This window comes from Actinomadura sp. B10D3 (genome assembly GCF_039871695.1).
GTDB classification, from domain to species: Bacteria; Actinomycetota; Actinomycetes; order Streptosporangiales; family Streptosporangiaceae; genus Spirillospora; species Spirillospora madurae.
Map to the genome: position 1 here is coordinate 122,123 of NZ_JBDPLY010000023.1, position 23,025 is coordinate 145,147.

Consider the following 23,025-nt stretch of genomic DNA (forward strand, 5'->3'; position numbering starts at 1 on the left):
GTCAGCCCGCCCCCATGGCGACGAACCCGGCCGTCGCCGGCGCCCGGGGGATCGCGGCCAGGGCGCGGGCGGGGCTCACGCCCGCCGCGAGGGAGGCGTGGAACGCCGCCATGAACGCGGGCGTCGCCTCGTCGCGGACCGGGGTGACGCTGGCGACCACCGTGGCGGTGCCGAGCGCGAGCAGGGCGCCCGCCATGCCGAGGACGGCGTCGCCCCCGTCCGCGCGGCCGATGTCGCAGGCGGACAGGACGATCAGGTGCGGCGGCGCGGCCAGCTCGTCGAGGTCGTGGACCAGCAGCGGGCCGTCGGCGAGGCGCAGGCGGGAGAACAGGGCGTTCCCCTCGCGGAACTCGCCGTGGGCGGCGATGTGGGCCAGCGCCGCGCCGTCGAGGGCGTCCCGGACGGTCTCCGCCCGCGCGCCGTCACCGTCCAGGACGGCCGCCTCCGGATAGAGGCGGTGCAGCGACGCGATCTCCCCGCCGGCGTAGTGGAGGTCCGGGCCCGCCACGAGGACTGTGTGCCCGCTCGCCGGGGCGCGCGTGCGGGCGTGCAGCCACGCGCCGGCGGACGGAACGATCGCGTGCGGGCGCCCGGCCAGGGAGGGGAGCACCGCCCACGGCAGGCCGTGGAGGGCGCCGGTCGGGGTGATGACCAGCTCCCGGTCGCCGATGACGGGACGCAGCGGGGCGAGCAGCAGCCGGTCGAGGCGTCCGGCGGTGGCGGTGAGGGCGGACAGCGCCGCGGTGTCGTCCCGTTCGGCGAGGCGGCGGGCGGCGAAGCGCAGCAGGCCGATCTCGCGGAGGGCCTCCTCGCACGGCCCGAGGTGGTGGCGGCGCGGCCGGCCGTCGGCGACCGTGACGGCGTGCAGCTCGCCACCGATGTCGACCAGCTCGACCAGGGCGCGGTCGCCGAGCGCCGCGGCGACCTCGGTGGCCGCGCCCGAGCGCGGCGGGGACGCGCCGGACGGCCGGCGCCGCGTCCGGGCGCGGATCGCCGCCTCCAGCCCGGCCATCCCGCCCGACGGCGCGGACCCGGCGCCGCCGCGGGCCGTGTCGGCCGTGTGGTCGACGCTGAGGGCGCGCAGCGCGGTCAGCGCGGCGGCGCGCTCGGGGTCGCGCGGCGGCCGGACCCGGACCGGGCGCGCGATCGCCCGCCGCCGCTCCTCCACCGCGAGCAGCTCCCGGGCCGAGCCGGCGAGGCCGAGGCCGAACGCGGCGAGCTCGGCGGCGCATCCCGCGGCGCGGGCGCGCAGATCGAGCGCGTCGAGCACCTCCGCGTGCTCCTCGGTCACCTCCAGGCCCTTCCTGACCGCGGCCACCGCGCCGCTGCGGTCGTCGCGCGCCGCGCGTTCGAGGGCCAGCGCGTGCCAGGCGGCGATCCGGGCGGGCGCCGGGCCGCGGGACCGCCCGACGGAGGTGAGCAGATGCCCCGCCGGACGCCCCAGCGACAGCGCCACGCGCGCGGCGACGATCCGGGCCTCGTCGGCGGCGTCGGACCAGCCGCCGCTCTCCAGCCGGTCGGCCACGGCCACGGCGGAGCGGAGCAGGACGGGGGACCGTTCACCGCACGCCCACCGGGCCTTGAGCAGGACATGCTCGGCCAGGAGCATCCATCCGGTGCGTTCCTGCTCGGCGAACGTGGTGCGGGCCTGTTCGGCCGCTTCCGTGGCCTGCTCGGCGTTGCCGTCGGCCAGCTCGGCGTGCGCGAGGAGCAGGAAGCCGTCCGCGACGTCGCATCCGTACCCGTGCTCGATGGCCGCGTCCAGGGCGGCGGTCAGGACGGGGCGGGCCTCGCCCGGCAGGCCGGCCATGATGAGGGTCTCGGCCTGGTCGAGCCGGCACTGCGCCAGGCGTTCGCCGGTCAGGCCGGGTTCGGCTTCGGCGAACAGGTCGAGCGCCCGCGGGACGTCCCCGCGCCGCGACGCCACGAACGCGAGGTTGCCCTTCGCCATGGCCGTCTGGTGACGCAGCCCCGCCGCCTCCCCGACGGCGACGGCCTCCGCCAGGGCCTCCTCCGCACCGCCGTGGTCACCGCGGAACGCCCGCGCGAGCCCCAGGTTGGTCAGCAGCCCGTTGAGCGCGGCGGGGTCGTGGCCCTCGCGGAGGCGGGGGAGGGCTCCGGCCGCGACGTCGTGCGCCTCGTCCAGCCGTCCGGCCCGCGCCAGGGCGCACGCCTTGTTCGCGGCGAGGCGGTCCGCGTCGAGACCGCGCAGGACGGTCTCCGCATGGGACGCGTTGGCCAGCGCCCCGGTGACGTCTCCCCGTGCCGTGAGCAGGCCGACCAGGTTCATCCGCACTTGAGCCGCCGCATACGGGTCGGACACGGTAGCCAGATCCAGAGCCTGATGCAGGAACGCGAGCCCTTCGTCCAGCCTCCCCAGCTCCTTGGCCGCCAGCCCGGCCACCCGCAGGGCGAACACCCCGCCGCCGTCCTCAAGGAGGGCCTTCGCCCGCGCGAAGGCCTCCGCCGGGTCCACGGCGGCCAACCGCAGGAGCGTGCGCTCGTCCCGGCCGGTCACAGCCGGACCCAGCTCGTGACGAGCGATGTCCCGCCGTCCAGCCGGAAGACGAGGCTGACCAGCCCGGACGGGACGCGCGGCAGGCAGAACAGCCCGGCCGGCTCGGCGCGCGCGGTGAGCGCGTCCAGGTCCGGCAGGTCGCGGTGCCGGACCTGGACGAGCGCCGCCGCGGCCGGGACGAGCCGCCCCGTGATCTCGCGGTGCCGTCCGTTCCGCGTCACCTCGATCTCCACCGTGCGGCCGGGGCACGCGAACGCCAGCGTGCGGCCCGCGCCGCCGCGGACCCCGGCCGCCGCCCGCCCGCCCCGGTCGAGGGCCAGCTCCGCGAGCGTCGCGGACGGCGTCCGCCACGCGATCGACGCGCGGGCCGCCGCCAGGACGTCCGCCGGCACCGGGTCGAGGATCTCGAAGGCGTCCCGCACCTGCGCCATGAGCTCGTCGTCGTTCACGGGACGAGCCTCCGCAGCGCCTCCACGCAGCGCGCCCGCGTCGGCCCGACGCTGCCGAGGGGGATGCCGAGGGCGGCGGCCAGCTCGGCGTGCGTCGGTGCGAGCGCGAACAGCCGCAGCAGCGTGCGGCACCGCCGCGGCAGCGCCTCCAGCGCCGCGCCGACCAGGCCGAGCCGCTCGCGCGCCGCGACGACCCGGTCGGGACCGGGCTCGGGCGCGCGCGGCGCGGGCACCGCCGGCAGCTCCCGGCCGCGGCGGCGCAGCAGCCGCAGGCATTCGTTGCGCGCGGTCGTGGCCAGCCAGCACGCCGTCGCGGCGGGCTCGCGCAGGCCGTCGATCCGCTCCACCAGCCGCAGCCAGGTGGTCTGCACCACGTCGCCCGAATCGGCGTCGTTCAACCCGTGCGAGCGGGCGATCGACCACAGCAGCCCGCTGTGCCGCTCGACCAGCCGGGCCCACGCGTCACCGTCGCCGTCGCGTGCCCGGATCACCAGCTCGTCCGTACCGTCCCTGCGGGCCACCGAAGTCTCCTCCCGAGGCCCCCCGCTCCGCGTTCACCCTAGGGCATCGGACGCTGACGAAGCGTGAACTTCGGTACCGAGATCCGCGAGAACCCGGTGCCGCGCCGGATCGAGGACGCGATCGGCCGCCTCGGCGGCTCCGATGCCCTCCACCGCGGCGAGACGGGCGATCCGCCCCGCCACGACCGGCGCCGCGAACGAGGTGCCGCTCCAGGTCGCGTAGCCGTCGAACCGGTCGGGGTCGATCCCGTCGACGGCCGTCCGGCGCCCGTCGAAGCGCACGAAGGTGCTGGCCACCCCGACGCCCTGCGCGCACGCGTCCACCCACCAGCCGTAGTTGGAGAACCAGGCCCGGTCGGCGCCGTCCAGCGCGGCGACGGCGATGACCGGCTTCATCGCGGCGGGCCAGAACGGGCGGTCCGCCGCCGCGTTCCCCGCGCACGCCACGACGGCCGTGCGGCGGCCGAGCGCGGCGATCGCCTGCGCCAGCACGGGCGACGGCCGGTCGTCGTAGGTGTGGCAGCCGAGCGAGATGTTGACGACGTCGGCGTGCTTCCGCTCGGCGAGCCACTCCAGTGCCCGGATCACGTCGAGTTCGTCGCCGACCCCGTCGCCGCCGATGACGCGCCGGGCCCGCAGCTCGGCGGACGGGGCCTGCGCCAGGACGACGCCCGCGATGAACGTGCCGTGCCCCGCCTGCGCGTCGAGGTCGAAGTCCAGGTCGGCGTCCAGGACCTCCGCCACCTCGGCGCGCTGCTCGCGGTACCACTCGGTCTGCGCGTACCAGGGGTGCGGCGCGAGGCCGGTGTCGAGGATCGCGACGGTCACGCCCCGCCGCGCCGCGACGGCCTCCGGGGCGGGCACGGGCGGTGCCGGGCGGGGCCGGTCCGCGGGCCCGCTCCACCACATCGGCTGCCCGACGACGAGATGGTTCGGCGAGACGCTCAGCCGGCGGTGCCGCCCGCCGGAACCGAGCGCGGACGCCAGTTCGCACACGTCCACCTTGGCCGGAGGGCGCAGCCGCAGCCGGGTCGTGCCGCGGCCGTCGTGGCGCGCGTCGCACCAGCGGCGGACCAGGTCCTCGGCGGCAGCGGCGTCCCGCCCGGCGACCAGGAGTTCGTCGCGGCGGATCAGCGCCGGCCGCCCCGGCAGCGGTTCCACCACGACCGCGTTCGCGTGCCGCGCGAGCACCCGGTCCAGCCGCGCCTGCTGGTCGAACATCAGAGCCCCGCCTTTCCCTGACCGTCCCTGCGCCCATGGTGCCGGATCGGCGACGGTGCGTGACACTGGATCAACCGAAAGTATTCGGTTGCGGTCGAGCGAAAGCTGAGATCGCCTTACGCGCTTTGCCCCCGCGACCGGCCCGCGAAGGCCTACCCTTGTCGCGCGGGCCGGGTGAACGGCGCGCATCCCGTGATCAAGTGTTCGACAAACAGCGGATCCACGGTGGTGCGACACGGGCCGATGATGCACAATGAGGGACGCGGACGCCGACTTGGGACGTACGAGGCCGTAGGGGAAGACGAGCCTCGGTACAGATCCAGGAGGTCCGGTGACCGCACGTGGCGTTTTCTACGTCCACTCCGCGCCACCTGCGCTGAGCCCGCACATCGAGTGGGCCGCCGCAGGTGTTCTTGGGGTGCCCGTTTCCCTTGAGTGGGCCGATCAGCCGGCGGCGCCGGGAACGCTCCGCGCCGAGCTTCATTGGGAGGGACGGCCCGGCACCGCCGCGGGCATCACCTCCGCGCTGCGGAACTGGAAACTGGTGCGGTTCGAGGCGACCGAGGATCCGACGCCCGGCACCGACGGCGTCCGCTTCAGCTTCACCCCGTCGCTCGGGGTGTTCACCGGCGTCATCGGGGCCAACGGCGACATCATGGTCCCCGAGGACCGGCTCCGCGCCGTCATGGCCAACGCCGCCGTCGGCAAGACCAGCCTGGAGACCGAGCTCGACCGCCTGCTCGGCACCCCGTGGGACAACGAGCTGGAGCCGTTCCGCAGGGCCGGCGACGGCGCGCCCGTCCGCTGGCTGCACGCCGCTGTGTAACTGCAACCCCGGCCCAGAGGGCTCGCCTGGCGGCTCGCCCTCTGACCGTGCTCGGGCGAGCGCGACCTCGCTTCGCGAGCTTCCCGGTGGAGGCTCGCCTCCGGCGTCGCCTCCACCGGTCAGATGGCGCGCTCGCGTGGTGGCAAAGGTCGTTGCCGGACATCGGACGACAGGAACACGGAAACGGCCCGGCGAGACGCACTCGCCGGGCCGTTCACGTGCGCGGTCATCGATCGCGCAGGAAGTTCTTACAGGGCGCGCTGGAAGGCCACCGACACGTTGTGGCCGCCGAACCCGAACGAGTTGTTCAGCGCCGCGGCGGGACCGTCCGGCAGCTTGCGCGGCTCGTCGCGCGCGATGTCCAGGTCGACCTCGTCGTCGAGGTCCTCCAGGTTGGCGACGAACGGTGCGATGCCGTCCCGCAGCGCCAGCACCGTGAAGATCGACTCCAGCGCGCCGGCGCCGCCGAGCAGGTGCCCGGTCATCGACTTGGTCGCGGTGATGACCACCTGCCGGGCCGCCTCCTCGCCGAGCCCCGCCTTGATCGAGGCGAGCTCGGCGACGTCGCCGGCCGGGGTCGAGGTCGCGTGCGCGTTGATGTGGACGAGGTCGGAGGGCTCCAGCCCGGCGTCCTTGAGCGCCCGCTGCATCGCCTTGGCCTGCCCCGCACCGGACGGGTCGGGCAGGACGATGTCATAGGCGTCGCCGGAGTAGCCGCACCCCGCCGCGATGCCGTGGATCTGGGCGCCGCGGGCGCGGGCGTGCTCCTCCGACTCCAGGATCATCACCGCGGAGCCCTCGCCGAGCACGAACCCGTCGCGGTTCTTGTCGTAGGGCCGGGACGCCCGCGCGGGCTCCTCGTTGCGGGTCGACATCGCGCGCATCGCGCCGAACGAGGCCATCTGCAGCGGGTGTATGCACGACTCGGTGCCGCCGCAGATCACCACGTCCGCGCGGCCGGCGCGGATCATGTCGATGGCGTAGCCGACCGCCTCGCCGCTGGACGCGCAGGCGCTGACCAGGGCGTGCGAGCCGGCCATCGCGCCGAACTCGATGCCGACGTGCCCGGACGCGCCGTTCGGCATCAGCATCGGGACGGTGAAGGGCGAGACCCGCGACCAGCCCTTCTCCCGGTAGACGTCGTAGCTGTTCAGGGCGGTGTGCAGGCCGCCGATGCCGCTGGAGAACACGACGCCGAGGCGCTCGCCGTCCACGGTGAAGCCGCCGTCGACGCCGGGCCGGTCCATGCCCTTCTGCGGCTTGCCGCCGGTCGGCGGGGCGAACCCGGCGGAGTTCCACGCCTCGCGCGCGGAGATCAGCGCGATCGCCTGGTTCCGGTCGAGCCGCCGCATGTTCGCCCGGGGCAGCACCTCGGACGGGTCGACCTTGAGCGTCGCGGCGAAGCGGACCGGCAGGTCCTCGACGCCCTCCCAGTCCAGCGGGCGGATGCCGGACTCTCCGGCGAGCAGGGCGGACCAGGTCGACGGGAGGTCTCCGCCGAGTGGCGTCGTTGCACCGAGACCCGTCACGACGACTCTGGTCTGGCTCTTGCTCATGGTGGGCTCTCCTTGCGGACTGTGAGGGGGAGGGTCGGGCGCGCCGCCTCCCCGGCGGGCGGCGCGCCGTCCCCGCGGCTCAGCTCTGGAGGTTCTGGACGAAGTTGACGACGTCCTTGACCGTCTTCAGGTTGCGCAGCTCGTCGTCGGGGATCTCGACGCCGAACTGGTCCTGCGCGGCGACGGCGATCTCCACCATCGACAGCGAGTCGATGTCGAGATCGTCGATGAAGTTCTTCTCCGGGGTGACCTCGGACTTGTCGATGCCGACGATCTCGTCGATGATCTCGGCGAGGCCGTCCAGGATCTGCTGTTCGGTGGCGACGTCTGCCATGGTTCCGCTTTCTCCTTCGGTGGGTTGGTCCAGAGCCTGCGAGCAGGCGTGACGGCCTACGGGATCTGGATGACTTGGGCAGCGTAGGACAGCCCGGCGCCGAACCCGACCAGCAGGGCCGGGGCGCCGGACGGCACGTCGCCGCGTTCGATCATGCGGGACAGGGCGAGCGGGATGGAGGCGCCCGAGGTGTTCCCCGACTGCACGATGTCGTCGGCCACGACGGCGTTGGTGGCCTTCACCTTGCGGGCGATCGCCTCGATGATCCGCAGGTTGGCCTGGTGCGGGACGACGGCGGCGAGGTCGGCCGGGGAGATCCCGGCGCGCTCGCACGCCTCCGCCGCGATCGGCGCGATGGCGGTGGTGGCCCAGCGGAACACCGCCTGGCCCTCCTGCCGGATGAACGAGTTGCGGTCCTCGATGATGATCTTGTCGTACTTGTCGCCGGCGCTGCCCCACACGACCGGTCCGATGCCGGGGGTGTCGCTGCCCGCAACGACCGCCGCGCCGGCCCCGTCCGCGAAGATGATGCAGGTGGACCGGTCGGTCCAGTCGATCCACTGGGACATCTTCTCCGAGCCGATGACCAGCACGTTGCGCGCGCTCCCGGCGCGGACGGCGGCGCTGGCGGTGGCGAGGGAGTAGCAGAAGCCGGCGCAGGCGGCGTTCAGGTCGAAGGCGCCCGGCGCGTCGATGCCGAGCCGGTGCGCGACCTGTGCGGCGTGGCCCGGCATCGGCGACTCCGCGGAGCAGGTCGCGAGGATGACCAGGTCGATGTCGGACGGGTCGAGGCCGCTGTTGGCGAGGGCCTTGCCGCCCGCGTGCACGCCGAGCTCGACGATGCCCTCGTCGTCGCCGGCGATGCGGCGCTCGGCAATGCCGACGCGGGTACGGATCCACTCGTCGTCGGTGTCGACCGTCTCGGCGAGCTCGTCGTTGGTGACGATCCGGGCGGGCCGGTAGTCGCCGAAGGCCAGGATGCGGGCGCCGGGCGCGGCCTCGGGGATGCGCAGCACGGCGGTCATGAGGCGTGCGCCTTGATCAGCTCGCGGGCCTTGTCCAGGTCCGCGGGGGACTTGAGGGCGACCAGCTCGACGCCCTTCAGCTCGCGGCGGGCGAGCCCGGTGAGCGTCCCGGCGGGCGGCAGCTCGATGATCGCGGTGATGCCGAGGTCGCGCATCGTCGCCATGCACGCGTCCCAGCGGACGGGGGCGCTGACCTGGTCGACGAGCCGGGCGAGGAAGTCGCGTCCGGACGAGACGACGGCGCCGTCGCGGTTCTGCAGCAGCGTGGCCCGCGGGTCGGCGACGGGGGCGCCGAGTGTGAGCCGGGCGAGGGTGCCGACGGCGGGCTCCATGTGCTCGGTGTGGAACGCGCCCGCGACCTGCAGCGGCCGGAGCCGCGCCTTGGCGGGCGGCTCGTCGGCGAACCGGGCGAGCCGCTCCAGCGTCCCGGCGGCGACGACCTGGCCCGCGCCGTTGACGTTGGCGGGGGTGAGCCCGTGCTTGTCGATGGAGGCGAGCACCTCCTCGGTGTCGCCGCCGAGGACGGCGGTCATGCCGGTCTCGGTGACGGCGGCGGCCTCGGCCATCGCCCGTCCCCGCTCCCGGACGAGGACCAGCGCGGTCTCGGGGGTCAGGACCCCGGCGATGGCGGCGGCGGCCAGCTCGCCCACGCTGTGCCCGGCGACCGCGTCCGGGGCCGCGTCCTCGTACAGCACCTCGTAGGCGGCGAGCGCGGCGGCGACCAGCAGCGGCTGCGCCACCGCGGTGTCGCGGATCTCCTCGGCGTCCGCGGTCGTCCCGAACCGGACCAGGTCGAGACCCGTGACGGCCGACCACCAGGCGAGACGGTCGGCGACTCCGGGTATCTCTAGCCATGGCTGCAGGAAGCCGGGGGTCTGGGCGCCCTGGCCGGGCGATGCGAGGAGTATCACAGCGACCAGCCTGCCGCGATCGTCCCTTCCACCACGATGCGGATCGCGACCAACTTTGGTCAGGGCGGTTTGTACGACCCCTACAAGCTGCGCTGGTCAGGCATACCGGCCGTGTTCGGCGTCCTGGAAGCGTCCGAGGACCAGGGCGATGCGCAGCGTGAAGGCGTTGCGGCCGTCGGTGGGGGCGAGGCCGGTCAGCTCGGTGACGCGGCGCAGCCGGTACCGGACGGTGTTGGGGTGGACGAACAGCAGCCGCGCGGTCGCCTCCAGCGACGACCCCTGTTCGAGGTAGGTGGTGAGCGTGTCGAGGAGCGGGGCGCCGGCGGCGAGCATCGGGTTGTAGACGTCCTCCACGAGGTGGCGGCGCGCCTCGGCGTCGCCGTCCAGGGCGCGCTCGGGGAGCAGCTCGGCGGCCTGGACGGGACGGGGCGCGTCCGGCCAGCCGGCGGCGGCGCGCAGGCCGGCGACGGCCGCGCGCGCGGAGCGGGTGGAGTCGTAGAGGTCGGCGACCTGGGGGCCGACGACGACGGGGCCGGGCCCGCACTTGGCGGCGATCGGCCGGGCGGCCTCCATGGGGTCGGTGTCGCCGCCGACGATGACGATGACCCGGTGCCCCTGGACGCCGGCCAGCACGTCGGAGCGGGCGCGGCGGGCGGCCAGCTGCATCTGGTCGATGGTGACCTCGGGCTCCTCGTCCTCCGGGGTCATCCCCGCGATGACGGTGACGGGCTTGGACGTCCAGCCGAGCGCGGCGGCCCAGGAGTGCATGCCGTCGTCGACCTCGCCGCGCAGGACGGCGTTGACGACGAGGGCCTCCAGCCGCGCGTCCCAGGCGGCGCGCGTCTCGGCGGCGCGGGCGTACACCTGGGCGGCGCCGAACGCCACGTCCCGCGTGTAGCGCAGGATCGCCTCGCGGAGCTGGGCCTCGCCGCCGGGCGCGGCGAGCTCGTCCAGCCGGGTCTCCACCACGTCGATGATGACGCGGATCATGTCGATGGTGTGCTGGAGCTTGACCGAGCGCAGCAGCTCGCGGGGCGCGGTGCCGAACACCTCGCCGGCGATGGCGGGCCGGGTCCGCTCGTCGCTCTTGAACCACTCCACGAACGCGGCGATGCCGGCCTGGGCGACGAGGCCGATCCAGGACCGCTGGTCGGCGGGCATGCGCCGGAACCAGGGGAGCTGCTCTTCCATCCGGCTCAGCGCCGCGGTGCCGAAGGTCCCCATGGCCTTCTCCAGGCGCTGGGTGGTCTGCTCGCGGATCTCGGCCTCGTTCGCGGTGTTCACCTCCCCAGAGTGCCACCACCCCGACGGTGGCCCGCCCGAAAGCGAGCATCGTGTCCCTGGTCACCCCGGCGTCAGCCCGGCGTCACTCCGGTGGGACGTCCGAGCGCGATGGCGGTGAGGTTGCGCAGGGAGACCGACCTCGGGGCGAGGTAGTCGCTGTGGCCGCCGTGCCCCGCCTCGAAGACGCGCGCGCCGAACGAGGGCGAGACCGGGTCGGGTCCGAGCCCCAGTCCGAAGATGCGGACGTGGGGGACGTCCTCCATCCAGTCGGCGGCGCCGCGCCCCGCCCAGACGCGGGCGGTGCCGCCCAGCGCGAACGCCGACCAGACGGTCGTTCCGGGACTGCCGTAGAGGGCGATGTCGGTGACCTGCTTCCAGGCGGTGTTCCCTGGGCCGTCCGATGCCGCCTTGCCGCAGACGACCGAGCCGTAGCTGTGGCACAGCAGGCCCACGCTCGCGCGTGGGTTGACGCTGTGGACGCCCGTCATGAAGTGGCGCAGCCGGACCGCGCCTTCCGCGGCCTTCTCGTCGGTGAGGACGTCGCTGCTGAACGTCTTGGGCGCCGGGTAGCCGAGCCAGGCGACGACCGCCAGGTCGGGGTCCGCGGACAGGGAGCGGGCCTGGGCGTAGACGGCGCGGGCGCCTCCGCCCGGAGTCGACCACGGTTTGCCGCCGCGCCGGTCGAACGCGGACAGCGTGGTGTCGGCGCCCGGGACGAGGACCGCGATGCGCCGCGCCCTGGTGAGGTCGCCGATGACCTCGATGGCGCGCCCGGCGCCGCGCGGGTCGAAGTAGAGGAACCGGCGTCCGGGCCGGAGGAAGTCGCCGAGCGCTTTGCCGCGGTCGGTGTCGCCGACCTCCTGCGCCGTTTCGAGCGCCTGCTCGATGGAGCGGCGCTCGGCCGCGTAGCGGACGTCCAGCGTCGACGGCGACAGCTTCGGGACGGCGACCGGCGGGGCGTAGGGGTCGGCGTGCCCGGTTCCCGCGGTCGTCAGCATCACCACCCCGATGGACGCGGCGCAGGCCACGGCCCTTCGGAGACGTCGGGAGCGGGGCCTCCGGGTGCGCGGGGGCCGGGAAGGCGGTCGGGAAGGCGGTCGGGACAGCGGTGAGGTCGTCGTAAGGTGCGGCGGCATCGTCGCCTTTCTACCAAAGACGAGCGGAGCGATCCGGGGGGGTGTGGGGGGTCGTCCCCCCACAAGCAATACAGTCCCGCGACACCTTCCCGGACGGGACGCCTCGGCCGTCCGGCCGAGGCGGCCGCGAGCCCGAAGAGGGTGAGCACGCCGGCGAACACCGCCAGCCAGGGGAGGCGCGCCAGGATCCATACAGGCCGTCCGGGGGAGTCGTGCAGGCCGTCCACGGTGCCGAGCGTCAGGAGCGTGCCGACGGTGACGGCCATCAGCGCGGTCTGGTGCCAGAGGAAGATCGTCATCGCGGAGCGGTTGGCCGCCGAGACCGCCGACCGGGCGCCGGCGTGGCGCGTCCAGCGGGTCAGCGGCCCGTGGAGCAGCACCGCGAGGCCGGTCTGGGCGAGCCCGAACGCGACCGCCGCGAGCGTGGGCGGGCTGAGGTTGGACACGGCGGCGCCGGGGACGCCGACCATGCTCGCCGGGTATCCGGCGAAGGCGACGAGCAGGGCGGTCGCCGCGCCGCCCCCGGTCAGCAGGACGAGCCCGGCCCGGCGCGAGCGCAGTGCCCCGTCCGCCCATCCGATGCCGAGGTAGAACGGCACGAGCCAGGCGGTGAGGACGGTGGCCCAGCCCGTCCAGCCGGGGGCGCCGAGGGCGAAGCGGCCGAGGTCGATCGCGGCCGTCGCGCCCGTGAGGAGGACCGCGCCCCAGAGCCCCAGCCGGTCCCAGGCCGCGGCGACCGGCGGGGTGAGGGCCGTCAGCGCCGCGTACACGCACAGGAACCACAGCGGGCTGAGCGCGAGCTTGATCAGCGCGCGGACGGTGTCGGCCGGGAACCCGGCCCACGACAGGGCGGCGGCGACCGGGACCCAGGCGAGCACCAGGACGGGAAGGGGCCGCGCGAGCCGCGCCAGGCGCCGTCGCAGGCGGGGCGTCCACGGCTCGGCGGGACGCAGCCCTCGCGCGGCCGAGTAGCCGCCGACGAAGAAGAACACGGCGAGCGTCTGGAGGACCCAGGAAAGAGGTGCGAACTCCGGCATCGCCTTCAGCGGGCTGGTGACGCGCAGGTGGTGGGCCGGGCCGTCCGCGACGAACGCGGTGACCAGCCAGTGGCCGAGCACGACGCCGAGGATCGCCAGGGCGCGCAGGGCGTCCACGGCCCGGTCCCGCTCCCGCGGCTCAGGCACGGGTGACCTCCGCGTCCCGCCCGAGCGCGATCAGGGCGAGGTTGCGCAGCGCGCGGGAACCGGGCTTCAGGTAGGCGCTGTGCGGGCCGGTCCCGGCGTCGAAGCGCAGCGCGCCGAAGTCGCGGGAGACGGGGTCGGGGCCGAACCCGACACCGGCGAAGCCGACGTTCGGGACGTACCGCATCCAGTCGCCCTTGCTGCGTCCCGCCCAGACGCGTGCGGGCGTACCGAGGCCGGCCGCATTCCCGGCCCCGGTGCCGGGGCTGCCGTACAGCGCGATGTCGTCCACCGGCAGGGGGGCGAGCCGCCGCGCGGCCTTCCCGCACACCACGGTGCCGTAGCTGTGGCAGAGCAGGGCGAACCGGGCGTGCGCGTTCATGCGGTGCACGCCGTTGAGGAGTCGTCCGAGGTCGCGGGCGCCCTGCTCGGCGCGCCCGCTCGTCAAGACGGCGGTGCTCCGCGTCGAGGGCGAGCCATAGCCGAGCCAGGCGACCACCGCGATCCGCGTGCGCGGCGCGTCGGCGCGGGCCTGCCGGTAGAGGGCACGGCTGCCGCCGCCGACGAACTTGGGCGAGTCGAAGTTGCTCAGCGAGTTGTCCGCGCCGGGGACCACGACCGCGACCTGTTCCGCGTGCTCCAGGTCGCCCAGCACCTCGACCGCCCGCCCGTCGCCCCGCGGGTCGAACGACAGGAACCGCCGGCCCGGCGCCAGGAGGGCGGAGAGCGCCCGCGCCCGGTCTCCGTCATGGAAGCGCCGTGCCGTGTCGAGGGCGCGCGTGATGTCCCGGGCGGCGGCCTGGTAGCGAGCGTCCAGCGTGGCCGACGACAGCGCGGGCGCCGGCGACGGCGGCGCGTAGACCTCGGGGCGGCTCGCCGCGGCGGTCGTCGAACCGGCCGCGGCCAGCACCGCGACGGCGGCGGCGGTCTTGCGGACGCTGGGCATCCGGGGCGTCCTTCCTGGTCAGCGAGTGGGCACTGATCAGGAAGGTAGGGATCGGAGGCCGTAGCGGAGATCAACCGGCGGACCGGTCTTCGGGGTGCGACCTGGGGGCGACGAGGTGCGACCTGGGGGTGACGATCTGGGCCCCGGGCCTCAGTCACCCGGCCGGACCAGCCCCACCTCGTACGCGTAGACGATCGCCTGCGGGCGGTCGCGCAACCCGAGCTTCATCAGGATGCGCCCGAAATGCGTCTTGACCGTCTGCTCGGCGACCACCAGCCGCTCGGCGATCTCGCCGTTGGACAGCCCCCGCGCCACCAGGGCCAGGACCTCGGTCTCCCGCTCGGTCAGCTCGTCCAGCCGCTTGCGGGACGGTGCCCGCGGCGCGCCCAGCCGGGAGAACTCCGCGATCAGCCGCTTCGTGACCGACGGGGACAGCAGCGCGTCGCCCGCCGCGACGACCCGCACCGCGTCCGCCAGCTCGGCCGCGGACGCGTCCTTCAGCAGGAAACCGCTCGCCCCGGCCCGCAGCGCCTCGTAGACGTAGTCGTCCAGGTCGAACGTCGTCAGCATGAGGACCTTCGGCGCGCCGTCCGCGGCGCCCGCGAGCAGCCGCCGGGTCGCCTCCAGGCCGTCCATCACCGGCATCCGGACGTCCATCAGCACCACGTCGGGCCGCAGCTCGGCGACGCGGCGCAGCCCCTCCTCGCCGTTGACGGCCTCGCCGGCGACCTCGATGTCGGGCTGGGCGTTCAGCAGCACGCCGAACCCGGTCCGCACCATGCCCTGGTCGTCGACGATCACGACCCGGATGGTCACGTCGCATCCCGCGCCTTCACCGGCAGCGTCGCGGTCACGGCGAATCCTCCCTCGGGGGTGGGACGGGCGGTCAGCTCGCCGCCCAGCGCGGCCGCCCGCTCCCGCATCCCGACCAGGCCGTGGCCGCCGCCGGGAAGGGGGGATCCGGCGTCCTGGCCGTCGCCGGGCGGGCCGTTGACGACGCCGAGCCACACTAGACCGTCATCGCGGGCCGCCTCGACGTCCACGCGGGAACCGGGCGCGTGCCGCATGGCGTTGCTCAGCGCCTCCTGCAGGATCCGGTAGGCGGTGAGGCCCACCCCGGGCGGGAGCCCGCCGAGGTCGCCGCTAAACCGCGTCTCCACGCGCAGGCCCGCGCCGCGCGCGTTGGCGACCAGTTCGTCGATCCTTTCGAGGCTCGGCTGGGGCGCGGTCTCGGCGCCGTCCTCCGCGCGGAGGACGCCGAGGATGCGGCGCAGCTCGGTCAGCGCGTCCAGCGCCGTCGCGCGGATCTCCGCGAGATCCCGGCGCGTCTCGTCCGGGACGGCCTCCACCTTGTACGGCGCCGCCTCCGCCTGGATCGCGATCATCGACATGTGGTGCGCGACGACGTCGTGCAGCTCCCGCGCGATCCGCTGCCGCTCGGTGAGCACGGCCTCGGCGTCCAGGTGCCGCCGCTCCTGCTCGGCCAGCTCGCGCCGCGCCGTCTGCCGGACCCGGACGGCGTATCCGATGGTCAGCGGCAACAGCAGCAGCACCGACGCGGCGGGCCCGGTCTCCGGGTCCTTGAGCCACACCCCCGCGAACGAGATGATCCCGACGCCGAGCGTGATGTCGCGCGAGCAGCGGACCGCGACCGTGTACACGCACACGATCGCCGCGAACGTGCCCGCCGGGACGTACGGGACCGTCAGCCAGCCGTCGACGTCGATCAGCGCCATCGCCAGGAAGCTCAGCCGCCACGCGCCGAGCGGATGCCGGTCCCGCAGCGCGAGCGGCGCCGTCACCGCGATCGCTATGAACAGCTTCGTCCCGTCGGACACGATGATGCCGCGCCGCAGGGTCTCGGTCGTCAGGAGGGACACCGTCCCGGCGATGAGACCGACCGTGAGCGCCAGCCCGACCAGGTTCGTGACGATCCCGTAGGGGAGCCGCCCCACGCCGATGTAGCGCGTCCAGCGCAGGAGAAAGGGCCACGGCCGGTTCAGCGGGGCCGGGTCCGCCCGCCCGGTGAACGCGGCGGCCAGGAGCACGTCCCGCAGCACGCTCCGCAGTGTGAGGTTGTCCCCGGCCATGCCCCCAGGCTAGAGAAGCACGGTCCCGCCCGGATGCCACCGCGGTAGGACGAGCCGGGTCATACCTGGGTACGGTGCGAGGCGTGGAGCCCGTCGAAGCGCTGCGCCGCATCGCGTTCCTGCTGGAGCGCGCCCATGAGCCGACCTACCGCGTCCGGGCGTTCCGCGGCGCCGCGGACCTCGTCGAGCGGACGTCCCCCGACGAGCTGGCCGGCCGCGCCCGCGACGGGACGCTGACCGCCCTGCCCGGCATCGGCAAGGTCACCGCCCTGGTGATCGAGGAGGCGCTGCGCGGCGAGACCCCCGTCTACCTGCGGCGCCTGGAGGCCACCGAGGGCGAGCCGGTGGACGAGACGACGGCCGCGCTCCGCGCCGCGCTGAAGGGCGACCTGCACACCCACAGCGACTGGTCGGACGGCGGGTCCCCGATCCGGGAGATGGCCGAGACCGCCCGCTCCCTCGGCCACGAGTACCTCGCGCTCACCGACCACTCGCCCCGGCTGACGGTCGCCAACGGCCTGTCGGCCGACCGCCTCCGCCGCCAGCTCGACACGGTCGCCGAGCTCAACGAGGAGCTCGCGCCCTTCCGCGTCCTCACCGGCATCGAGGTCGACATCCTGGAGGACGGCACCCTCGACCAGGACCCCGACCTGCTCGAACGCCTGGACGTCGTCGTCGCCAGCGTCCACTCCAAGCTCCGCATGGACCGCGTCGCGATGACGAAGCGGATGGTCGCCGCGATCGCGAACCCGCGCGTGAACGTCCTCGGCCACTGCACCGGGCGGATCGTCAAGGCCGGCGGCAAACGCGGCGGCCTGCGGCCGGAGTCGGAGTTCGACGCCGCCCTCGTCTTCGACGCCTGCGCCGCCTACGACGTCGCCGTCGAGATCAACTCCCGCCCGGAGCGACTCGACCCGCCGAAGCGCCTGCTGCGAATCGCCGTCGAGGCGGGCTGCCGGTTCTCCATCGACTCCGACGCCCACGCGCCCGGGCAGCTCGACTGGCAGCCCTTCGGCTGCGAGCGAGCCGCCCGGTGCGGCGTCCCCGAAACGCAGATCGTCAACACGCTCCCGGCCGACGCCCTGCTCACCTGGACCCGCGCGAAGCTCTGAGCCTCTCCTTGGCTAGCCGCCGAGAGCGTGGACCATTCGCATGATCGTCTCGATCTGCTCGCCGCCCTTCATGTCGTAGGACGTGTCGCCGCCATATCCCCACCAGTTCCAGCAGCCCTGCGGGTTGCCGCCCGCCCAATTCGACGCGGTCGCTTGCGGGTACAGCACGATCACGCTGTTGGTGTCGGCGTACTCGTTGAGGTAGGTCTTCGTCGCGAACGTGTTCCCGATGACGCTCCGCCCCTGCTGGCAGCCGTGCAGCGCCACCATCAGCCGGCAGGACGCCGATGCACAGCCCGCCGGGATGTAGGCGAACCCCGTGGCGTCCATGCTGATGGACGAGGCACTCCCGCCCGGCGCGTAGGCGTTCTGGTCGAACTCCATGAGCGTGCCCCCGGGCGAGGAGGCCGGCGCCGAGACCGAGCCGAACAGATGCCTCAGCATCGCGCCTACGGGATCGCCGGAGCACTTGTTGATGTACGGGGTATAGGTCGCCGAGCACGGATTGGGCCCGATGGGACTCACCCACGCATGCCCGGCCGGCGACGTCTTGTCATACGAGACGGCGGCGCCGAAGTTTCCGTAGAACCCGGCGAGCCCGTCGTTCACGGACTGCTTCACCGTGGAGTCGTTCGTCCCGTGGAAGATCCATACGGGATGCCCGGACAGGTTCGCCACGGGATCGACGCGGCCCTGCGCGGCCCGATCCCGAGCCGTCCGCTCCAGCTCCGCGGGATTGTCGTCGTAGAGGTCGTTCATGCACGCGAGCTGCGCGGTGACCACGCTGCCCCGCGCGCAGTGGTACGCCCCGGCACTGAAGATGCCGGCCCCTTTGAACGTCCCGGAGTAGGCCATGTGCAACTGGTCGGCCATATAACCGCCAGACGACACCCCGCTGACGTACGAGGTGCTGATCGAATGGCGCGGAAGCGCCTCGGCGATGGCCGCGGAGGCAGGTGATGCGGCGACCGTCGCAAAGGTGAGCGCGGCGGCCGAGAGAAACGCGGTGGCTTTCATGGCGGGGACCTCCTCGATGGTTACGAGGTGAGGGAGCAGGTGTTGGTGGGGTCGCCGGATGTGGGGAGGGGGAGGGTGGTGCTCCTCGGCGGGGGTGTGCCGTCCTGCGTCCAGGACTCCAGGGCCGTGAACGCGGTGCGCATGCAGGGGAGGAGCGGGCGCAGGCGGGTGGGGTGGGCGTCGTAGAGGCCGTCCACGTGGTTGGCGGCTTCGACGCGGTAGTAGCGGTAGGGGGCCTTGCCGCGGGCGCGGACGAGTTTCGCGTAGACGTCGGAGTCGGTGGTGATCGGCAGGAGCGAGTCGTAGGTTCCGTGGAGAGTGATCAGTGGTTTGCGGATCCGGCCGGTGAGGGACACGCGGGCGACGGCGCGGTGGACGTCGCGGGGGCGGGCGGCGTAGTTGTAGTCGCTCTCCTTTCCGGTGTAGGCAGGGTCGAATTCTTCGCGGTAGATGCGCTGGGTGAGTTCCCAGTAGACCTGGTCGTGGAATGGCCAGAGGAACTCTGAGCCGGGGGCGAGGCCTGCCTTCAGGAGCGCTTTGTGGGCGGCCGGGTCGCCCGTGGCGGCGTAGGACGGGTAGGCGCGCAGGACGGACGGCAGGTACGTGAACAGGTTCGGGCCGTCGGCGCGCCAGAGCGTGCCTTCCGCGTCGATTCCGCCGTCGTAGAGTTCCGGGTGGTTCTCCAGTTGCCAGCGGACGAGGTAGCCGCCATTGGAGATGCCGGCCGCGTAGGTGCGTCGGGGGATGCGTCCGTAGCGTTTCGCGACGACCTTCTTGGCGGCTCTCGTGAGTTGGGTCACGCGGTCGTTCCATTCGACGACGGCGTCGCCGGGGCGGCGGCCGTCATTGAAGAATTCGGTGCCTGTATTGCCTTTGTCGGTCGCGGCGAAGGCGTAACCCTTGGCGAGGGCCCAGTCGGAGATGGTGAAGTCGTTGGCGTACTGGCGCCGGTTGCCGGGCGAGCCGCCGACGACGAGGCCGCCGTTCCAGCGGTCGGGCAGGCGGATGACGAACTGCGCGTCGTGGTTCCAGCCGTGGTTGGCGTTGGTCGTGGAGGTGTCGGGGAAATAGCCGTCCAGCTGGATGCCCGGGACTCCGGTGGGGTTGCGGGTCCCGGCGGCGTGAAGGCCGGCCCAGTCGGCGGGGACGGTGTGGCCCGAGCCGGTCGTTCCGGCGGTGGTGAGGTCGTCCAGGCAGGCGCCGACCTGCTTCTCCGCTCCGGGGACGGTGATCTCGCAGCCCGGTCTCTCCTGCGCGTGCGCGGGCGCGGTCAGGGCTGCGGCGACGGCGCCGGCGGTCAGGACGGTGCGGACGATCGGCATGCCGGCTCCTCGGGGAGGGACGTCAGGTGCCCGTCATGGTGAGCGCCGGTTGTGACCGCGACCACGTGGCCGGTCCACATATCGCCGAGATCCGCCATGTGCCCCCGGTCGTGACCTGCACGTGATGTGGGTTACGGCCGTATCGGAGCGTCCGAATATGGGGTGGCCTCACATGGTCCGGCCCGCGGGCGCGACCTAGCGTTCCCGGTCACGGCGGCCCGGTGTGGTCCGGGTCACCGACGACGAGCGCGAGGAGGACGCATGGGCGACCCCGCCCGGGAGGCCCCGGTCCTGGAGGCGCGGGGCCTGGTCCGGGAGTTCCGCGGTTTCCGTGCCGTGGACGGCGTGGACCTCGACGTCGCCGAGGGCAGCGTGCATGCGCTGGTGGGGCCGAACGGCGCCGGCAAGACGACGCTGTTCAACCTGCTCACCGGGTTCCTGAAGCCGACCGCGGGCAGCGTCCGGCTCGGCGAGCACGAGCTGGCCGGCCGCCGCCCGGAGCGTATCGCCCGGCTCGGGCTGGCCAGGTCGTTCCAGATCACGAGCCTGTTCGCCGAGCTGACCCCGCGGCAGCACGTCGAGCTCGCGCTGGCCGGGCGCAGCGGCCTCGGCTGGCGGTTCTGGCGGTCCGACAAGGCGCTCGGACGCTACTCCGGACGCGCCGCCGAGCTGCTCGGGCAGGTCGGGCTGGACGGGCACGCGGAGGTTCCGGCGGGCTCGCTGGCGTACGGCCGCAAGCGCGCCCTCGAACTGGCGCTGGCCCTCGCGCTCGACCCCAAGGTGCTGCTGCTCGACGAGCCGACCGCGGGCATGGGCGTCGAGGACGTCGGCCGGACCGTCGAGCTCATCAGGAAGGTCCGCGACGGCCGGACGGTGATTCTGGTCGAGCACAACATGAGCGTCGTCTCCAGCCTTGCCGACCGGGTCACCGTCCTGCAGCACGGCAAGGTGCTGATCGAGGGCCCGTACGCGGAGATCCGTCACGATCCGCGCGTCGTGACCGCCTACCTGGGAGACTCCAATGCTGCGCATTGACGGGCTGTCGGCCTGGTACGGCGAGGCTCAGGCCCTGCGCGGGGTGTCGATGCACGTCGACGAGGGTGAGATCGTCACGCTCGTCGGGCGCAACGGCGCGGGCAAGACCACGCTCCTGCGGTCTCTGATGGGTCTCCACCAGGGAGTGTCGGGAAAGATCCGGTTCCAGGACGAGGACATTGCCGCCCTGAGCTCGCACAAGCGCGCGCGGCGCGGGCTCGGCTACGTCCCGGACGACCGGGGGATCTTCGCGTCGCTGTCGGTGGAGGAGAACCTCACGCTGCCGCCCGTGATGGGCCCGGATCCCTGGTCGCTTGAGCGTGTGTACGAGACCTTCCCCAAGCTCCAGGAGCGGCGGCGGTTTCCTGGGACGAAGTTGTCGGGCGGTGAGCAGCAGATGCTCGCGCTGGCCCGGGTGCTGCGGACGGGTGCCCGGCTGCTGCTGTGCGACGAGCCCACCGAGGGCCTGTCCCCGCTGATCGTCCAGCAGATCGGCGACATCCTCCGGGAGGTCAAGGCGGCCGGGGTGACCGTCCTGCTGATCGAGCAGAACGTGCACTTCGCCGCCACGGTCGCCGACCGCCACCATCTGCTCGCCGAGGGCCGGATCGTCGAGTCCATGGACAACGACGAGGTCCGCGCCCGCGAGAGCGAACTCCTCCAGTACCTCGGAATCTAGGGAGACCCCGATGAGACTTCTCGGACGTTCGGCCGCGCTCGCGACCGCCGGAGCGCTGCTGGCCGGCTGCGCGGGCGGACCCGGCGGGGGCGGAGGCAAGATCAGCGACGACAAGATCGTCCTGGCGGTGCTGACCGACCAGTCCGGCGTCTACGCCGACCTGTCGGGCAAGAACGCGGTCGAGGCGGTGAAGATGGCGGTCGCCGACTTCAAGGCCAAGTACGGCGGCAAGGCGGTGACCGACAAGATCGAGGTCGTCTCCGCCGACCACCAGAACAAGCCGGAGATCGCCAACTCCAAGGCGCAGGAGCTCTACGACCGCCAGAAGGCGGACCTCATCGTCGACGTGCCGACCTCGTCGGCCGCGCTCGCCGTCGCCACCGTCGCGAAGAACAAGAAGAAGGTGTTCATCGACGTCGGCGCCGCGACGACCGAGCTGGAAGGGAAGCAGTGCAACAAGTACACCTTCCACTACGGCTACAACAGCTACATGCTGGCGCACGGTACGGGCGCCGAGGTGACGAAGGACGGCGGTAAGAACTGGTACATCGTCTACCCGGACTACGCGTTCGGGCAGGACATGGAGAAGACGTTCACGGCGGCCGTGAAGGGTGCGGGCGGCAGCGTCGTGAAGAGCGATCCCACGCCGTTCCCGAACGACAACTTCTCCACGTTCCTTTTGAAGGCGCCGGGTCTGAAGCCGAAGCCGCAGGTGCTCGGGACGATGCAGGCGGGCGGTGACCTGGTCAACCTGGTGAAGCAGTACAACGAGTACAAGCTGCGCGACAAGGGCGTCGACCTCGCCGTCGGGCTGATGTTCCTGACCGACATCCACTCCCTCGGACCGGACGCCCTGGCCGGGACGCGCTTCACCGACTTCTGGTACTGGAACGCCAACCAGGGCAACCGCGCCTGGGCGGACAAGTTCAAGGCCAAGACGGGCGCCCGCCCGACGGCGGTCCACGCGGCCGACTACTCCGCGGCCCTGCAGTACCTGGAGGCCGTGCAGCGCGGCGGCACCGACAAGTCCGACGACATCGTGAAGCAGCTCGAAGGCCACAAGGTCAACGACATCTTCACCTCCACCGGCACGATCCGCCCCGAGGACCACCTGCTGCTGCACGACGCCTACGTCGCGCAGGTGAAGCCGAAGAGCGAGGTCAAGGAGGAGTGGGACTACGAGAAGATCATCAAGACGATCCCGGCGGCGGAGGCCTTCCAGCAGCCCGACCCGTCCTGCAAGCTGTAGGCGGGCGCGACGTGCTGCAGCAGGCGTTCAACGGGTTGGTGGGTGGGGCGTTCTACGCCCTGCTCGCCCTCGGTCTGGCCGTGATTTTCGGGATGCTGGGTGTGGTGAACCTGGCGCATGGCGCGTTCTACATGCTGGGGGCGTTCGGGGCGTTCATCGCGCTGGATTCGTTCGGGTTGAACTTCTGGGTCTCCCTGATCCTGGTCCCGCCCCTACTCGGGGTGGCCGGGATCATCGTGGAACGGCTGTTCGTGCGGCGGTTGACGCCGCTGGATCCGCTGTACAACTTTCTGTTCACGTTCGGGCTGGCGCTGATTTTGCAGGATGTGATGAAGCGGCAGTACGGCGTGAACTCCCAGCCCTACCCGCGTCCGTCGCAGCTGGGCGGGACGATCGATCTGGGGTTGTTCACCTATCCGGCGTATCAGGTGTTCGTGCTGGGGGTGTCGGTGCTGGTGTGCGCGGTGGTGTGGGTGGTGCTGACCTGGACCCGGGTGGGGATGATCGTGCGGGCCTCGACCGAGCGGCCGGAGCTGACGAGGGCGCTGGGGATCGATGTGGGGCGGTGGGTGACGCCGGTGTTCGGGTTCGGGATCGCGCTGGCGGCGTTGGC

The 23,025-nt window shown here is 73.1% G+C and carries 22 protein-coding genes; 6 read left to right on the forward strand and 16 right to left on the reverse strand.

Annotation, left to right across the window (positions count from 1 at the left end; translation table 11 throughout):
- Position 1: 1 nt before the first annotated feature.
- Genes ABGB11_RS29340 through ABGB11_RS29355 form a run of 4 tightly spaced genes read right to left on the reverse strand, consistent with a single transcriptional unit; the run spans position 2 to position 4,709 of the window.
- Entirely contained in the window at positions 2–2,518 is a 2,517-nt protein-coding gene (locus tag ABGB11_RS29340; RefSeq protein WP_347637955.1) for a CHAT domain-containing protein, read from the reverse strand.
- Positions 2,515–2,967: a hypothetical protein gene (locus ABGB11_RS29345; RefSeq protein ID WP_347637957.1), complete on the reverse strand. Its 453-nt coding sequence runs from the start codon at positions 2,965–2,967 to the stop codon at positions 2,515–2,517. The genes ABGB11_RS29340 and ABGB11_RS29345 overlap by 4 nt, the downstream gene beginning before the upstream one ends.
- A complete protein-coding gene (locus ABGB11_RS29350; protein WP_347637959.1) occupies positions 2,964–3,488 on the reverse strand; it encodes a sigma-70 family RNA polymerase sigma factor in 525 nt (174 codons plus the stop codon). Before ABGB11_RS29350 ends, ABGB11_RS29345 begins: the two co-directional genes overlap by 4 nt.
- Positions 3,489–3,521: 33 nt before the next feature.
- The gene (locus ABGB11_RS29355) at positions 3,522–4,709 is read right to left on the reverse strand and encodes a S8/S53 family peptidase (RefSeq protein WP_347637961.1); all 1,188 of its coding nucleotides are present in this window, start codon (positions 4,707–4,709) and stop codon (positions 3,522–3,524) included.
- A 331-nt stretch (positions 4,710–5,040) separates the two neighbouring features.
- Here ABGB11_RS29355 and ABGB11_RS29360 point away from each other — a divergent pair, with 331 nt between their 5' ends.
- The gene (locus ABGB11_RS29360) at positions 5,041–5,535 is read left to right on the forward strand and encodes a DUF3145 domain-containing protein (protein ID WP_347637963.1); all 495 of its coding nucleotides are present in this window, start codon (positions 5,041–5,043) and stop codon (positions 5,533–5,535) included.
- Positions 5,536–5,783: 248 nt separating this feature from the next.
- On the opposite strand, the gene ABGB11_RS29365 is transcribed toward ABGB11_RS29360, so the two are convergent.
- The 10 genes from ABGB11_RS29365 to ABGB11_RS29410 all read right to left on the reverse strand — a co-directional run bounded on the left by ABGB11_RS29365 (position 5,784) and on the right by ABGB11_RS29410 (position 15,998).
- On the reverse strand, positions 5,784–7,091 hold the full coding sequence (locus tag ABGB11_RS29365) for a beta-ketoacyl-[acyl-carrier-protein] synthase family protein (RefSeq protein ID WP_347637965.1): 1,308 nt from the start codon (positions 7,089–7,091) through the stop codon (positions 5,784–5,786).
- 79 nt (positions 7,092–7,170) lie between these two features.
- On the reverse strand, positions 7,171–7,425 hold the full coding sequence (locus tag ABGB11_RS29370) for an acyl carrier protein (protein WP_021599354.1): 255 nt from the start codon (positions 7,423–7,425) through the stop codon (positions 7,171–7,173).
- Between the two features lie 56 nt (positions 7,426–7,481).
- On the reverse strand, positions 7,482–8,450 hold the full coding sequence (locus tag ABGB11_RS29375) for a beta-ketoacyl-ACP synthase III (RefSeq protein ID WP_347637967.1): 969 nt from the start codon (positions 8,448–8,450) through the stop codon (positions 7,482–7,484).
- Complete coding sequence (locus ABGB11_RS29380; protein ID WP_347637969.1) at positions 8,447–9,361, reverse strand: ACP S-malonyltransferase; 915 nt, start codon at positions 9,359–9,361, stop codon at positions 8,447–8,449. Before ABGB11_RS29380 ends, ABGB11_RS29375 begins: the two co-directional genes overlap by 4 nt.
- A gap of 96 nt (positions 9,362–9,457) precedes the next feature.
- Positions 9,458–10,645 carry a helix-turn-helix domain-containing protein gene (locus ABGB11_RS29385; RefSeq protein ID WP_347637971.1) on the reverse strand — a complete coding sequence of 396 codons (1,188 nt, stop codon included), beginning with the start codon at positions 10,643–10,645 and terminating at the stop codon, positions 9,458–9,460.
- Between the two features lie 71 nt (positions 10,646–10,716).
- Entirely contained in the window at positions 10,717–11,643 is a 927-nt protein-coding gene (locus tag ABGB11_RS29390; protein WP_347637973.1) for an alpha/beta hydrolase, read from the reverse strand.
- On the reverse strand, positions 11,643–12,965 hold the full coding sequence (locus tag ABGB11_RS29395; RefSeq protein WP_347637975.1) for an acyltransferase: 1,323 nt from the start codon (positions 12,963–12,965) through the stop codon (positions 11,643–11,645). The genes ABGB11_RS29390 and ABGB11_RS29395 overlap by 1 nt, the downstream gene beginning before the upstream one ends.
- Entirely contained in the window at positions 12,958–13,908 is a 951-nt protein-coding gene (locus ABGB11_RS29400) for an alpha/beta hydrolase (protein WP_347637977.1), read from the reverse strand. The genes ABGB11_RS29395 and ABGB11_RS29400 overlap by 8 nt, the downstream gene beginning before the upstream one ends.
- A gap of 150 nt (positions 13,909–14,058) precedes the next feature.
- The gene (locus ABGB11_RS29405; RefSeq protein ID WP_347637979.1) at positions 14,059–14,724 is read right to left on the reverse strand and encodes a response regulator transcription factor; all 666 of its coding nucleotides are present in this window, start codon (positions 14,722–14,724) and stop codon (positions 14,059–14,061) included.
- A complete protein-coding gene (locus tag ABGB11_RS29410) occupies positions 14,721–15,998 on the reverse strand; it encodes a sensor histidine kinase (protein ID WP_347637981.1) in 1,278 nt (425 codons plus the stop codon). The genes ABGB11_RS29405 and ABGB11_RS29410 overlap by 4 nt, the downstream gene beginning before the upstream one ends.
- Before the next feature lie 83 nt (positions 15,999–16,081).
- Here ABGB11_RS29410 and ABGB11_RS29415 point away from each other — a divergent pair, with 83 nt between their 5' ends.
- A complete protein-coding gene (locus tag ABGB11_RS29415; RefSeq protein ID WP_347637983.1) occupies positions 16,082–17,110 on the forward strand; it encodes a PHP domain-containing protein in 1,029 nt (342 codons plus the stop codon).
- Between the two features lie 12 nt (positions 17,111–17,122).
- On the opposite strand, the gene ABGB11_RS29420 is transcribed toward ABGB11_RS29415, so the two are convergent.
- Positions 17,123–18,127, reverse strand: coding sequence for a PHB depolymerase family esterase (locus ABGB11_RS29420; RefSeq protein ID WP_347637985.1), 1,005 nt, complete (start codon positions 18,125–18,127; stop codon positions 17,123–17,125).
- A 20-nt stretch (positions 18,128–18,147) separates the two neighbouring features.
- Positions 18,148–19,449: a tannase/feruloyl esterase family alpha/beta hydrolase gene (locus ABGB11_RS29425; RefSeq protein ID WP_347637987.1), complete on the reverse strand. Its 1,302-nt coding sequence runs from the start codon at positions 19,447–19,449 to the stop codon at positions 18,148–18,150.
- Positions 19,450–19,710: 261 nt separating this feature from the next.
- Here ABGB11_RS29425 and ABGB11_RS29430 point away from each other — a divergent pair, with 261 nt between their 5' ends.
- From ABGB11_RS29430 to ABGB11_RS29445, 4 genes are all read left to right on the forward strand, one after another.
- A complete protein-coding gene (locus tag ABGB11_RS29430) occupies positions 19,711–20,484 on the forward strand; it encodes an ABC transporter ATP-binding protein (RefSeq protein WP_347637989.1) in 774 nt (257 codons plus the stop codon).
- On the forward strand, positions 20,471–21,163 hold the full coding sequence (locus ABGB11_RS29435; RefSeq protein WP_347637991.1) for an ABC transporter ATP-binding protein: 693 nt from the start codon (positions 20,471–20,473) through the stop codon (positions 21,161–21,163). The genes ABGB11_RS29430 and ABGB11_RS29435 overlap by 14 nt, the downstream gene beginning before the upstream one ends.
- A 10-nt stretch (positions 21,164–21,173) precedes the next feature.
- Positions 21,174–22,412, forward strand: coding sequence for an ABC transporter substrate-binding protein (locus tag ABGB11_RS29440; protein WP_347637993.1), 1,239 nt, complete (start codon positions 21,174–21,176; stop codon positions 22,410–22,412).
- Between the two features lie 11 nt (positions 22,413–22,423).
- A partial coding sequence (locus ABGB11_RS29445) for a branched-chain amino acid ABC transporter permease (RefSeq protein ID WP_347637995.1) occupies positions 22,424–23,025 on the forward strand: 602 nt, incomplete at its 3' end.